Origin of the sequence: Halomonas sp. BMC6 (assembly GCF_964204995.1) — a bacterium.
Lineage (GTDB): Bacteria > Pseudomonadota > Gammaproteobacteria > Pseudomonadales > Halomonadaceae > Vreelandella.
Genome location: NZ_CAXNSH010000001.1, coordinates 2359773 through 2372238, shown reverse-complemented (window position 1 = coordinate 2372238; position 12466 = coordinate 2359773). Strand labels below are relative to the sequence as shown.

General features: G+C 60.9%; 11 protein-coding genes. 1 reads left to right on the top strand and 10 read right to left on the bottom strand.

Translation table 11 applies throughout. The features are described from left to right. Positions 1-10: 10 nt before the first annotated feature. The 9 genes from trpA to leuC all read right to left on the bottom strand — a co-directional run bounded on the left by trpA (position 11) and on the right by leuC (position 10558). Positions 11-814: a tryptophan synthase subunit alpha gene (gene trpA / locus AB6K10_RS11355; protein ID WP_339118762.1), complete on the bottom strand. Its 804-nt coding sequence runs from the start codon at positions 812-814 to the stop codon at positions 11-13. Positions 815-822: 8 nt separating this feature from the next. Next, positions 823-2061, bottom strand: a complete 1239-nt coding sequence (gene trpB, locus AB6K10_RS11350; protein ID WP_159341950.1) for a tryptophan synthase subunit beta — start codon at positions 2059-2061, stop codon at positions 823-825. 101 nt (positions 2062-2162) lie between these two features. After that, positions 2163-2798, bottom strand: coding sequence for a phosphoribosylanthranilate isomerase (locus AB6K10_RS11345; protein WP_339118761.1), 636 nt, complete (start codon positions 2796-2798; stop codon positions 2163-2165). Further along, positions 2795-3733 (bottom strand): tRNA pseudouridine(38-40) synthase TruA, encoded by a 939-nt coding sequence (truA, locus tag AB6K10_RS11340; protein ID WP_305947588.1) that lies wholly within the window; start codon positions 3731-3733, stop codon positions 2795-2797. Before truA ends, AB6K10_RS11345 begins: the two co-directional genes overlap by 4 nt. A gap of 9 nt (positions 3734-3742) precedes the next feature. After that, the gene (locus tag AB6K10_RS11335; protein WP_339118760.1) at positions 3743-5806 is read right to left on the bottom strand and encodes a FimV/HubP family polar landmark protein; all 2064 of its coding nucleotides are present in this window, start codon (positions 5804-5806) and stop codon (positions 3743-3745) included. Positions 5807-6063: 257 nt separating this feature from the next. Next, positions 6064-7176 (bottom strand): aspartate-semialdehyde dehydrogenase, encoded by a 1113-nt coding sequence (gene asd, locus AB6K10_RS11330; protein WP_159341946.1) that lies wholly within the window; start codon positions 7174-7176, stop codon positions 6064-6066. Positions 7177-7313: 137 nt separating this feature from the next. Continuing rightward, positions 7314-8396 (bottom strand): 3-isopropylmalate dehydrogenase, encoded by a 1083-nt coding sequence (gene leuB, locus AB6K10_RS11325; RefSeq protein ID WP_253018842.1) that lies wholly within the window; start codon positions 8394-8396, stop codon positions 7314-7316. Between the two features lie 59 nt (positions 8397-8455). Continuing rightward, on the bottom strand, positions 8456-9103 hold the full coding sequence (gene leuD / locus AB6K10_RS11320; RefSeq protein WP_159341944.1) for a 3-isopropylmalate dehydratase small subunit: 648 nt from the start codon (positions 9101-9103) through the stop codon (positions 8456-8458). Positions 9104-9106: 3 nt separating this feature from the next. Then, positions 9107-10558, bottom strand: coding sequence for a 3-isopropylmalate dehydratase large subunit (gene leuC / locus AB6K10_RS11315; protein ID WP_159341943.1), 1452 nt, complete (start codon positions 10556-10558; stop codon positions 9107-9109). Positions 10559-10713: 155 nt separating this feature from the next. On the opposite strand from leuC, the gene AB6K10_RS11310 reads away from it, so the two are divergent. Further along, the gene (locus AB6K10_RS11310; protein ID WP_339118759.1) at positions 10714-11616 is read left to right on the top strand and encodes a LysR family transcriptional regulator; all 903 of its coding nucleotides are present in this window, start codon (positions 10714-10716) and stop codon (positions 11614-11616) included. On the opposite strand, the gene AB6K10_RS11305 is transcribed toward AB6K10_RS11310, so the two are convergent. After that, entirely contained in the window at positions 11613-12302 is a 690-nt protein-coding gene (locus AB6K10_RS11305) for an NAD(P)H-binding protein (RefSeq protein WP_339118758.1), read from the bottom strand. The two genes, AB6K10_RS11310 and AB6K10_RS11305, sit on opposite strands and share 4 nt — an antisense overlap. Positions 12303-12466: the final 164 nt, after the last annotated feature.

Genomic DNA, 12466 nt, shown 5'->3' with positions numbered 1-12466 from the left:
GAAAACGCGCTTAGGCGTCCATCGCGGTGCGCATTTCTGCCAGCACGCTTTTTAACTGCCCGGCAATCGTTTCAGGGGCGTCGACGCTATTGGCAATACGGTTCACCAATGCGCTGCCTACGATCACGCCGTCGGCGACTTTCGCCACTTCAGCAGCCGTCACACCGTCGCGAATACCAAACCCAACGCAAAGCGGTAAATCGGTCATATCCCGCAGCGGCGCAAGGTGCTCGGCCACGTCTTCAGCGTTCAACGTGGCCGCACCGGTGACACCTTTCAGCGAAACATAGTAAAGGTAGCCCTCACCGTGGGCGCATATTGTAGCGGCACGGGCGTGGGAAGTGGTAGGCGCAACCAGGAAAATCGCAGCCAAGTCCCGGGCTTTCAACAGCGGACCGAACTCTTCGGCCTCTTCAGGCGGCATATCCACCACCAGCACGCCATCCACCCCAACGCTTGCGGCCTTGTCGGCAAACACTTTGTAACCGATGCGCTCGATGGGGTTGAGATAGCCCATCAAGACGATGGGCGTCGTGGTGTCGGTCTGGCGGAATTCGGCCACCATGTCCAGCAGATCGACTAATCGGATGCCCTGTTTCAGCGCCCGCTCGCAGGCTTTCTGAATCACCGGGCCATCGGCCATGGGGTCGGAGAACGGCACGCCTAGCTCGATCACGTCGGCACCCGCCTCGACCAGGGCATGCATGAAGCCCACTGTGTACTGCGGTGCTGGATCGCCTGCGGTGATGTAAGGAATCAGGGCTTTGCGGCCCTGCTGCTTCAATTCTGAAAAACGCTGGTCAATACGATTCATGCTCGCCCTTAAAACTCGATGCCGTCGATTTTCGCAACGGTCATGATGTCTTTATCACCACGACCCGAGAGGTTCACCACGATATGCTGATCCGGACGCATGGTGGGGGCCAGCACCTTGGCATGGGCCAACGCATGGGCCGACTCCAGCGCGGGCATGATGCCCTCCATGTGGGTCAATTCCCGGAACGCTTCCAGCACTTCTTTATCGTTGGCGGCAACGTAGTGCACCCGGCCCACGTCTTTCCACAGCGAGTGCTCGGGGCCAACGCCGGGATAATCCAGGCCCGCCGAAATGGAGTGAGTGTCCGAGACCTGCCCGGCTTCGTCGGACATCAAATACGTCCGATTGCCGTGCAGCACGCCGCGCGGCGCGTTCGATGACAGCGGCGCGGCATGACGGCCCGTCTCGACCCCATCGCCACCGGCTTCCACGCCGTACATCGCCACGGCGTCATCCTCGACAAACGGATAGAACAGCCCCAGTGCATTGGAACCACCGCCAACACAGGCGATCAGCGCATCGGGTAAGCGGCCGATTTGTTCCAGCGACTGACGGCGCGCTTCGCGGCCCACCACGGCGTTGAAATCGCGCACCAGCTGCGGATACGGGTGCGGCCCCGCCACGGTACCAATGATATAAAAGGTGTTGTCGACGTTCGTCACCCAGTCACGCAGGGCTTCGTTCATCGCATCTTTGAGCGTCCGCGTCCCCGACTCCACCGGAATGACCCGTGCACCTAGCAGGCGCATACGGTAAACGTTGAGCTTCTGACGCTGCACGTCTTCCGCCCCCATGTACACGTCACACTCCAGGCCGAGGCGCGCGGCGACGGTGGCGGTAGCCACGCCGTGCTGACCTGCACCAGTCTCTGCGATGACGCGAGGTTTACCGGTTTTTTTTGCCAACAGCGCCTGACCAATGGTGTTGTTTACCTTGTGAGCGCCGGTGTGGTTGAGGTCTTCGCGCTTCAGCCAAATTTGCGCGCCACCCAGCGACGCTGACCAGCGTTTGGCGTGATACAGCGGCGACGGTCGACCCACGTAGTAAGCCAGGTCACGGTCGAACTCGGCTTGGAAATCCGGATCGTCGCGCAAGCTGAGGTAAATCTGCTCCAGCTCTTCCAGGGCAAAGCTAAGGGTTTCTGACACGAACCGGCCGCCGTAGGGCCCAAAATGACCACGGGCATCCGGCATTCGGGTCAGGTCGCTGAACTTGGTTTCAGTTGCTGAGACGGTCACAGGCATACCTCACAAGATCGCCAGAAAAGGCAAATGAATGAATAAGTGTCGGGCCCGCCCACGCCAAGGTGGGCGGCGCATCGAACAGGGCGTGCACGCAGGCGCGTCTAACGGATGGAGGCCTGCGTCACGTTGCGAACAAAAGCGGCCATCGACTCGGTCGCTTTCACACCGGGGGATGCCTCGATACCACCTGACACATCAACCGCATACGGTGCAACTTGGGTCACTGCAGCCGCGATGTTGTCGGCGGTCAGCCCACCCGCGAGAATAACAGGTTTTGCCAGGGTTGCGGGGATTCTAGACCAATCAAAGGTCTCGCCAGTTCCGCCCGGCACGCCAGGTCGATAGGCATCCAATAGCAGCGCTTGCGCACCGTCATAGATCGTGGCGGCGTCGTGTAAATCAAGCCCGTCGCGCATTCGCAGCGCTTTGATCCAGGGCCGTCCAAACTGCTCGCAGAATGCCGGCGACTCATCGCCATGAAACTGGATCAGATCCAAGTGCGGCAGGCACTGCTCGATGAACTCGACGGGTTGGTCGACGAAGAGCCCGACTCGCGTCACGAAGGCAGGCACCTGGGCGGCCAGCGCTGCCAGGATGTCCGGCGTGACGCTGCGGCGGCTGTTGGGCCACATGACGAAGCCCAGCGCATCGACCCCCAGCGCGACGGCTTGAGCTACATCCGCTTGTCGCGTTAGCCCGCAAAACTTGATGCGTGTGCGCGTCACGTTAGGCGTCATGAAGACGTCTCCTGCTGCTGGGGATTGGCTTGTTTAGAGAAGGTGAGCTGCCGACGTGCGGTCACTCGCGGGCTGTCGGGCAGCACGCGCTCGCCGGTCCACTCGCCGGTAAAGGCCAGCAAGTTCGGGCCTAGCGGCTCTTTGGGCAGCTCGAAACGCTCGTCGTAAAGAGAGTCGACGAAATGCAGACCGCAAGCGGGCGCGGTGACATCCCCTTTACGGCGGTTTTTCAGCGCCAGCAGGCGCGCGATGTGGCCTTCATCCTGTGCACCACGGCCCACACTTGCCAGAGCACCAGCGATGTTGCGAATCATATGGTGCAAAAAGGCGTTGCCTTGAATATCGATGACCACCAGCGGGCCGTAACGTTTCACTTCCACGAAGTGCATCTGCCGCCATGGGGTCTTCGATTGACACCCGGCCGCCCGAAAGCTGCTGAAGTCATGCTCGCCCACCAACGCTTGCGCTGCGCGGTGCATGGCGTCGGCGTCCAGCGGGTCACGGCACCAAGTCACATTGGCGCGTTCCAAGACCGGACGACTGATTTGGTTCAAGAAAATATAGCGATAGCGACGCGCCAGCGCGCCCAGGCGCGAGTGAAAGTCGTCGGATACCGGCTTTACCCAGCGTACCGCCACGTCTCTGGGCAGATTGGTGTTGGCACCAAAAATCCACGCTTTCTCAGTGCGCTGCACCGGCGGGTCGAAGTGAATCACCTGGCGGGTGGCGTGGACACCGGAGTCGGTGCGTCCGCTGGCGTGAATACGCACCGGTGCGCCGGCCACTTTGGCCAGGGCATCCTCGATGGCCTGCTGAACCGAGGCCGCATGCTTTAATCGCTGGAAGCCGCAGAAGCGAGAGCCATCGTACTCCACGCCCATCGCCAAACGGCCCGCCAGCGGTTGTGTCTCATCAAAGTGGTAGAACAGCGTCATCGAGCCACGTCATTTGGAGAGTTTTGAAGGTTCGCTATTATCCCGACGTCGCGGCTCGAATGCCACCTCTTCAATCTCCCACTCCTCTTCGGGTACGCGACCTGAGCGCGCCATACTGCCCTCCTGTGTCCGGCTCGCTCCCGCGTGGCTCTCCGCTACCTCCTCGTCGGCTGACGCCTCACTAGTCAGCGACGGCGGATGATAGTCGATGTAGTGCGCACGATCGTCATCCTGTGGCGGCACCTGGGGAGACGCGGGTAACGGTGCCTCATCGCGCTCCTGCATCGGCGTGCTAGGCGACGCTTCCTCTACCGGCTCGGGCGTTTCTAGAAACGCGGCTTCCAGTGCGGCTTCGTTCTCTTCCGAGACGGCGGAGTCGTCACCCTCGTCATGCTTGACGGCATAGTAGAAGTCGTCATTCTCATCGGCGTACCCTAGTTCCCGGTCGCCCGTCTCGTGATCACCCGCCTCATACTCATCGCTGGCGTCTTCACGCTGCGCTTCTCGTTGCGAGTCATCACGCACGGCGCTGGCGAGTTTCTCACTGTCGACGTCGTCACTCGTGTCGTCGGCTGCGGGGGGCTCGCGGCGCTCAGGCGCGCTTGTGTCTTCAGAGGGAGACGTTTCCTCGTGACTCGGCGGCACAGCACTCTCGGTGAGCGGCGGCGTATACAGCGACGCCTCGGGCGCCACCGGCTGCGCCGGGGAGGCGGCAGACGAAGACGCGCTCGGCTCGGTGCGCTTGGGGGGCGTCATCTCGGCGGCGCCCATGCCTGCGGGCGTGGGCGCATCCTCCCACTGGCGCTCACGGCGCTTACGCGACCACACCAAGGCACCAAGCAGCAGGGCCAGGGCCACGCTGGCAAGCGGCCACTGATACTGCTCCAAACGTTCGATCACGCTAGTGCTGGCGGCGTTAGAGGGCGTCTCCAAGGTGGCAGGCGCCGAGGCCGTTTGGGTGTCGATGTCGGTCGAGCTGGGGTCTATCGCACGGGCTTCTGCCGCCGCCAGCGCTCGTCGGGTCTCCTGCTGAGACGCATTGAGCGCCTCGGTCAACGAGGCGACTTCCTGGCGTAGCGCTGCCATCTCGGCACGCATCGCCTCGCGCTCGTCGAGCACGGTTTGCAGCATGGCCTGGCTTTCCAACAGCTGCTCGGCTAGATCGTTGAGGGTCAACCCAGCAAGCTCGCCCTCTTGCACGGTCGCCACAGGCCTGCCGTCAGCAGAGGCAGCGTCGGGCGGCGTAGATGTAGAAGCCGACACGTCGCTGGCCGTCTCTGTTGCCGGCTCAGGTGCCGAGGCATTGGTCGAGGGCTCTGCTGCAGAGGGCGCGCTAGATGACGAGCGCATCGACTGAATCGCTTGGGCGGCTTGGGCTGGCGAGCGCGCCATCAACTGCTCTCGGCTGGGCACGGCGAGTGTCTGGCCTGCACGCATGTCGTCGACGTTGCCGGTGGGGAACGCCGACGGATTCGCCTCGACCAGCGCCACCATCATCTGCTGAACGCTGACGTCCGCAGGTTTGATACGGGCTGCCACGCCCCAAAGCGTGTCACCGCTGGCCACATAGGCGATGTCACGGGCGGCGCTGGCGGGCCGGGCCGCCGCCGCTGACGGCGTAGACGAAGAGGCCGAGGAAACCGACGATGAGGACACCGCCGCAGGCGACGGGCTGGCGGCATAGTTGGGAGGGTCGAATAGAAGCGTCAGCGCTTCCGTGCGCCGCCCGTCTGGCGTCGTGATGGTGATCAGCAGGTCCAACCACGGCTCGTTGACGGCTTGATCGGAACGGAGTACCAATCGCGCGCCTGAGGGCAGGCGTTGAAGCTCGGTGCGCACGCTCGCGGCGAGAGGGGTCCACTCCAATCCCAACGCGCTGAAGGCGGAGGGGTCAGCAATGGTTACACGTACGTCGTCCAGCGACACATCGGCAGCCTCTACGAGCGGCACACTGGCATCTAACGGCGCTTGCAGCGGTGAGTTCACGGTGGCCTGCCCCAGCCCTACGGCCAGCGCCAACGGACTCACGGCGCTCAGCGGCAGCCACAACAACCATGCCAGCTTTTTATTCATGTCGGCCCCTACTGCCTGCGATTCCCTTGCCCCATGGCAAGATCACTCTTTTCTGCCATGAGATATGTTAGTTCGTTCTTATCATAACGTATTTACCATGACGCCATCTTCAACGCATCCCTTTGAATGAGTACGCGGCTTAGCCACTTGCATCAGCGCAAAAAAAGGGGAAGCTTCGAACAGCTTCCCCTTCTTGTCTAGCGCTGTGTCTAGCGCTCGGTCATCCGCGTCATGAGCGGCACCGATGGCGCGACGACTTACTGCTCGCGCAGAATTTTCAGCATGCGCTTGAGCGGCTCAGCGGCACCCCACAGCAGCTGGTCACCCACGCTGAACGCTGAAAGGTATTCACCGCCCATTTTCAGCTTGCGGAGGCGGCCTACCGGCACTTGCAGCGTGCCCGTGGCGGCTGCAGGCGTTAGACCCGCAATGGTGGCGTCTTTCTCGTTGGGGATGAGTTTGACCCACTCGTTATGCTTGGCGATGCGCTCTTCGATCTCATCCAGCGGCACGTCTTGCTTCAGCTTGATGGTGAACGCCTGGCTGTGCGAGCGCATGGCACCGATACGCACGCAAAGGCCATCGATGGGGATCGGGTTGTTTTCGAGACCCAGAATCTTGTTGGTTTCGACGCTACCTTTCCACTCTTCGCGGCTTTGGCCGTTATCCAGTTTGGTGTCGATCCACGGAAGCAGGCTGCCAGCCAGTGGCGCGGCGAAGTTATCGGTGGGGAAGTCGCCACCGCGCATGGCCGCCGTCACTTTGCGGTCGATGTCCAGAATCGCGCTCGCCGGGTCGGCCAGTTCGCTGGACACGCTGTCACGCAGTTGGCCCATCTGGTTGAGCAGCTCGCGCATGTGCTTGGCACCGGAGCCCGACGCTGCCTGATACGTCATGGAGGTCATCCACTCGACCATATCGGCTTCGAACAGGCCGCCCAACCCCATCAACATCAGGCTAACGGTGCAGTTGCCGCCCACAAATGTTTTCGCGCCTTTGGCAAGCTGCGCGTCGATCACCTTACGGTTCACCGGATCGAGGACGATGGTGGCCTCATCTTCCATGCGCAGGGTGCTGGCGGCATCGATCCAGTAGCCTTTCCAGCCGTCGTTACGCAGGTCGCCGTAGACTTTCTTGGTGTAGTCGCCGCCTTGGCAGGTCACGATGACGTCCAGGGCTTTCAAGTCGTCTAGCGCAAACGCATCTTTCAGCGGAGGCACGTCCACGCCGATGTCGGGGCCCGGCTGGCCGACTTGAGAAGTGGTGAAAAAGATCGGCTCGATGCCGTTGAAATCACCCTCTTCCTGCATGCGCTGCATCAGCACCGAGCCAACCATGCCACGCCATCCCACGAAACCGACTTTCAACATGTGAAGTCCTCCAACTAAGAATGAGACCTATATTATACACACATATCAGACACGACGTCGGCCACCCCTGAGGGCAGCCGACATGTGCTGTTCAAACAAGCATTGAGGCGAATCAATTAGTTAGCAAGCTTTCTTTGTTACTCACCGCGTACAAAGGCGGCGAGTACCGCATCGCCCATCTCCACCGTGGACACACGGCGCGTGCCTTCAGAGGCGATATCGGCGGTGCGCAGGCCGTCGTCCAGCACACTGCCTACGGCGGCTTCGATACGCTCGGCCATCGCCGTTTCGTTGAGGGAGTAGCGCAGCATCATCGCCACGGAGAGCATCATCGCCAGCGGGTTCGCGATGTTCTGGCCCGCAATATCCGGCGCGCTGCCGTGGCAGGGTTCGTACATGCCCTGCCCGCTCTCGTTGAGCGAGGCAGACGGCAGCATCCCGATGGAGCCGGTGAGCATGGCGGCAGCGTCAGAGAGAATGTCGCCAAACATATTGCCGGTCACCACCACATCGAACTGCTTCGGTGCGCGCACCAGCTGCATGGCGGCGTTGTCCACGTACATGTGGGAAAGCTCGACGTCCGGGTACTCCGGCGCTAAGCGCTCCATCACTTCACGCCACAGAATGGTGACTTCCAGTACGTTGGCTTTATCCACCGAGCAGAGCTTTTTGCCACGCTTCTGAGCCATCTCGAACGCGACTCGGCCAATGCGCTCGATTTCGCTTTCGGAGTAGACATAGGTGTTGAAGCCAACACGCTCCCCGTTACGCTCTTCGATACCGCGCGGCTGACCGAAATAGATACCGCCGGTCAGTTCCCGTACGATCATGATATCCAGGCCCGCCACCAGTTCCGGCTTTAGGCTGGAAGCGCTGGCTAGCTGCGGGTAGAGCATGGCCGGGCGAAGGTTGCCGAACAGGCCAAGGTTCTTACGCAGCCCCAGCAGGCCTTTTTCCGGGCGCTTGGAAAGATCTTCGAGTTTATCCCACTTGGGGCCACCCACTGCGCCGAGCAGAATGGCACTGGCGGCTTTGGCTTTTTCCAGGGTTTCAGCGGGCAGCGGCTCCCCGTGAACATCGTAGGCGGAGCCGCCCACCAAGCCCTCTTCGACTTCAATATCCAAGCCCGCTTCTTGGCAGGCTTTCAACAAACGCGCTGCCTGGGCCGCGATTTCGGGGCCGATACCATCACCGGGCAGCAGTAACACTTTATGAGTCATGCTTAATCCTTAGCACTTATAATTTAGGCACTTATGGCCCACTACTCAGTGAGCCAACGCTACGCAGGCTGGCGGAACAGCCACGGGCGCTGCTGGCGATGCTGCTCTTCGAAGCTGCGAATGGCGTCTTCGTCTTGCAGAGTGATGCCAATATCGTCCAAGCCGTTGAGCAGACAGTGCTTGCGGAATGCGTCCACGTCGAACTCAAGAATCTCGCCACTGGGCGTAATCACCCGCTGGTGCTCAAGATCCACGTCGAGCTGGTAGCCTTCGTTAGCTTCTACTTCAGCAAACAGGCGATCTACTTCTTCTTCCGCCAGAGTGATCAGCAAAATGCCGTTCTTGAACGCGTTGTTGTAGAAGATATCGGCAAAGCTGGGGGCAATCACTACTTTGAAGCCGAAATCTTCCAACGCCCAAGGGGCGTGCTCGCGGGAACTACCACAACCGAAGTTACGGCGCGCCAGCAGTACCTCAGCGCCCTGGTAGCGCGGCTGGTTCAAGACGAAATCCGGATTCAGCGGGCGCTTCGAGCAGTCTTGCCCCGGCTGGCCTTCATCCAGGTAGCGCAGCTCGTCAAACAGGTTGACGCCAAAGCCCGTGCGCTTGATGGACTTCAAAAACTGCTTGGGAATGATCAAGTCGGTATCGACATTAGCGCGATCCAGCGGCGCGACCACGCCTTCAAAACGTTCGAACTTTTTCATGGCTTAGGCCTCCTGCGCGTGGGTGGCGTCGTTAGCGGGTAAGGTGCGTACGTCGACGAAGTGACCGGCAATGGCGGCGGCCGCTGCCATGGCAGGACTCACCAAGTGAGTGCGACCGCCATAGCCCTGGCGCCCTTCGAAGTTACGGTTGGAGGTGGACGCACAGTGCTCGCCCGCGCCCAACTTATCGGCGTTCATGGCCAAGCACATGGAGCAGCCCGGCTCGCGCCACTCAAAGCCCGCTTCAATGAAGATTTTGTCCAGGCCTTCCGCTTCCGCTTGGCGCTTCACCAAGCCAGAGCCCGGTACGACCATGGCCAGCTTGATGGAGTCGGCCACTTTGTTGCCCTTCGCCACTTTGGCAGCTTCGCGCAGGTCTTCGATGCGCGAGTTGGTGCAGGAGCCGATAAAGACTTTATCCAGTTTGATATCGGTGATCTTCTGGTTCGCCTGCAGGCCCATGTACTCCAACGCGCGGGCATGGCTGCGCTGCACGGTTTCATCCAGGGCGGCTTTGGGGTCGGGCACTTGGCCTGAAATACCGGTGACCATTTCCGGGCTGGTGCCCCAGCTCACCTGCGGTTCGATCTCTTCGGCTTTCAGCGTCACCACTTTATCGAAGTGGGCGTCCGCATCCGATACCAGGTTGCGCCAATCGGCCACGGCGGCTTCCCACTGCTCTGCGGTGGGCGCGAAGGGGCGTTTGGCGAGGTAGTCGATAGTGGTGTCATCCACGGCAATCAGGCCCACGCGAGCACCCGCTTCAATCGCCATGTTGCACACGGTCATACGGCCTTCCATGGAGAGCGACTCGATGGCGCTGCCCGCAAACTCGATAGCGTAGCCTGTGCCACCAGCGGTGCCGATCTTACCGATGATCGCCAACACGACGTCTTTTGCGGTGACGCCCAGGCCCAGCTCGCCTTCGACGCGCACCTGCATGTTCTTCATTTTCTGCGCCAGCAGGCACTGAGTTGCCAAGACGTGCTCGACTTCCGACGTGCCGATACCGTGGGCCAGCGCGCCAAAGGCGCCGTGGGTAGCGGTGTGGGAGTCACCGCATACCACGGTCATGCCCGGCAGTGTGGCGCCCTGCTCAGGACCCACCACGTGCACGATGCCCTGGCGCGGGTCGTTGATCTTGAACTCTTCGATGCCGTACTCGACGCAGTTATCGTCCAGGGTTTGCACCTGAATGAGCGAGACCGGATCTTTGATACCGCTGTTGCCTTCAGCGCGCTCTTTCACCGTGGTGGGCACGTTGTGGTCCGGCGTGGCCAGGTTGGCATCCAAGCGCCAGGGCTTTCGGTTGGCCAAACGTAGGCCTTCGAACGCTTGCGGCGAAGTGACTTCGTGGAGCAGTTGGCGGTCGATGTAGATCAGCGCGGTACCGTCGTCGCGCTGCTTCACCAAATGCTGGTTCCAGAGTTTGTCGTAAAGCGTTTGGCCTGACATGTGGCTCTCCTGGGCGGTGCCCTGCTAGTTCGTATTGGCAGCCTCTGCGTGCTGCTTCTATGGCATGTCAGGAGTGTTACGCGACTCGCGCATAAAAGCAATTCATGTTATTCATAGTTTAGATTCCAAACAGGAATAGATGACCAGGAGCCGCCGTGGATACCCAAAGCCTGCAAGCCTTTCTCGCCGTGGCGGAGACCCAGAGCTTCTCCCGCGCCGCCGAACAGCTCCACCTCACTCAGCCTGCGGTCAGCAAGCGCATTGCCACGCTGGAAGACCTGCTCGGCACTCGGCTTTTCGACCGCATTGGACGGCGCATCGCGCTCACCGAAGCGGGCAACGTGCTGCTGCCCAAGGCCCAGCGCATCCTGTTTACCGTAGAAGATAGCCGCCGGGCGCTGGCGAATCTCTCTGGCCAAGTGGGCGGCAAACTGACGCTCGCCACCAGCCACCACATTGGCCTGCACCGCCTGCCGCCGCTACTGAAGCAGTACACCCAGCGCCATCCCGAAGTGGCGCTGGATCTGCATTTCCTGGATTCCGAACTGGCTTACCAGGGCGTGATGGATGGCACGCTGGAAATGGCCATCGTCACCCTGGCTCCCCACCCCGTTGAACAGCTTCAGGTCGTGGAGCTATGGCGTGACCGACTATGCTTCGTCTGCGCCAGCGACCATCCACTCGCCGACCGCAGTCGCAACAACGGCAGGCCTCTCAGCTTGGCAGAACTGTGTGAGGTAAACTGCATATTGCCGGGGGCCAAAACCTTCACTCGCACGCTGATTGGCCAACGCTTTGAGGAAGCAGGCCTCACCTTGCCCGTGAGCATGTCGACCAACTACTTAGAAACACTCAAGATGATGTGCGGCGTAGGGCTCGGCTGGAGCCTGCTGCCGGAAAGGATGATCGACAGCGAGCTGGTAGAGCTACCCGTGGATACCGCGCCCATTCATCGCCCGCTCGGCTATCTGGTGCACACCAACCGAACGCTCTCCAACGCCGCGCGCAAGATGATCGAAGAGCTGGAGCACAGCCGCCAACCCGCCCACACGCATTAACGCTGGGGGCTTTCACTCTGGTGCATGGCCGCATTCGAGAGCACGAACGACGCGCGGCCATCGGCTGGGCCCAACGCCGCGTCGACCATTTCCGCCGCCACGACGCGCACCTCGATCGGCCGTACCGAGCGCGGCAACCAACGTGACGCCGGGGCCAGCAATACACTCGCCCACTTCTCCGCCAACCGCCCATCCTCTGGCCGCCCCAATAACAGCGAAGGCCGAGCAAAAAACACGCAGGGCAACCCCAGCGACTGAACATTCCGCTCCACCTCGCCTTTCACACGGTTATAAAACACCGAAGAGCGCGCATTCGCCCCGTGCGCCGTCACCACACCTAACCTGCTAACGCCCGCCGTTTTACACGCCCGCGCAAACGCCAGCACTAAGCCATGATCCACACGGCGAAACGCCGCTTTACTCCCCGCCTGCTTTTTCGTGGTGCCCAGCGCCACGAAGGCTACGGCACCTGCGGGCATACACTCGGCGGCTTGGGCTTCTAACTGGTCGAAATCAAGCAGCGCTGGCTGTATTTTGGAAACGATAGCGTTGGGAAATTCACGGGTAAGATCCAGCTCACGGCGAGTAATCACGATAACGCTTTCCATCTCACCCCTCTGGGTAAGCTGAGTAACGAGCTGCTGGCCGATAGCGCCAGTGGCACCAAGAACAATGGCGGTGAGCATGGATTAACGTTTCCTTATGGTGTTAGTGCCATAGACAAAGAACCCTACTGACGCGAGTAGGCAAAGAATGAAATTGTAGCGCGTGGTAACGAGCGATCAGCGAGGCACCCGCGAGGCCGCGCCACCTCAATAAATAACATGCACGCGCTTACCCCCCCACCAAC

Bases quoted from the DNA above. Each gene is read 5' to 3' on its own strand.
- trpA (WP_339118762.1), bottom strand. From the start codon at position 814: ATGAATCGTATTGACCAGCGTTTTTCAGAATTGAAGCAGCAGGGCCGC.
- trpB (WP_159341950.1), bottom strand. From the start codon at position 2,061: ATGCCTGTGACCGTCTCAGCAACTGAAACCAAGTTCAGCGACCTGACC.
- AB6K10_RS11345 (WP_339118761.1), bottom strand. From the start codon at position 2,798: ATGACGCCTAACGTGACGCGCACACGCATCAAGTTTTGCGGGCTAACG.
- truA (WP_305947588.1), bottom strand. From the start codon at position 3,733: ATGACGCTGTTCTACCACTTTGATGAGACACAACCGCTGGCGGGCCGT.
- AB6K10_RS11335 (WP_339118760.1), bottom strand. From the start codon at position 5,806: ATGAATAAAAAGCTGGCATGGTTGTTGTGGCTGCCGCTGAGCGCCGTG.
- asd (WP_159341946.1), bottom strand. From the start codon at position 7,176: ATGTTGAAAGTCGGTTTCGTGGGATGGCGTGGCATGGTTGGCTCGGTG.
- leuB (WP_253018842.1), bottom strand. From the start codon at position 8,396: ATGACTCATAAAGTGTTACTGCTGCCCGGTGATGGTATCGGCCCCGAA.
- leuD (WP_159341944.1), bottom strand. From the start codon at position 9,103: ATGAAAAAGTTCGAACGTTTTGAAGGCGTGGTCGCGCCGCTGGATCGC.
- leuC (WP_159341943.1), bottom strand. From the start codon at position 10,558: ATGTCAGGCCAAACGCTTTACGACAAACTCTGGAACCAGCATTTGGTG.
- AB6K10_RS11305 (WP_339118758.1), bottom strand. From the start codon at position 12,302: ATGCTCACCGCCATTGTTCTTGGTGCCACTGGCGCTATCGGCCAGCAG.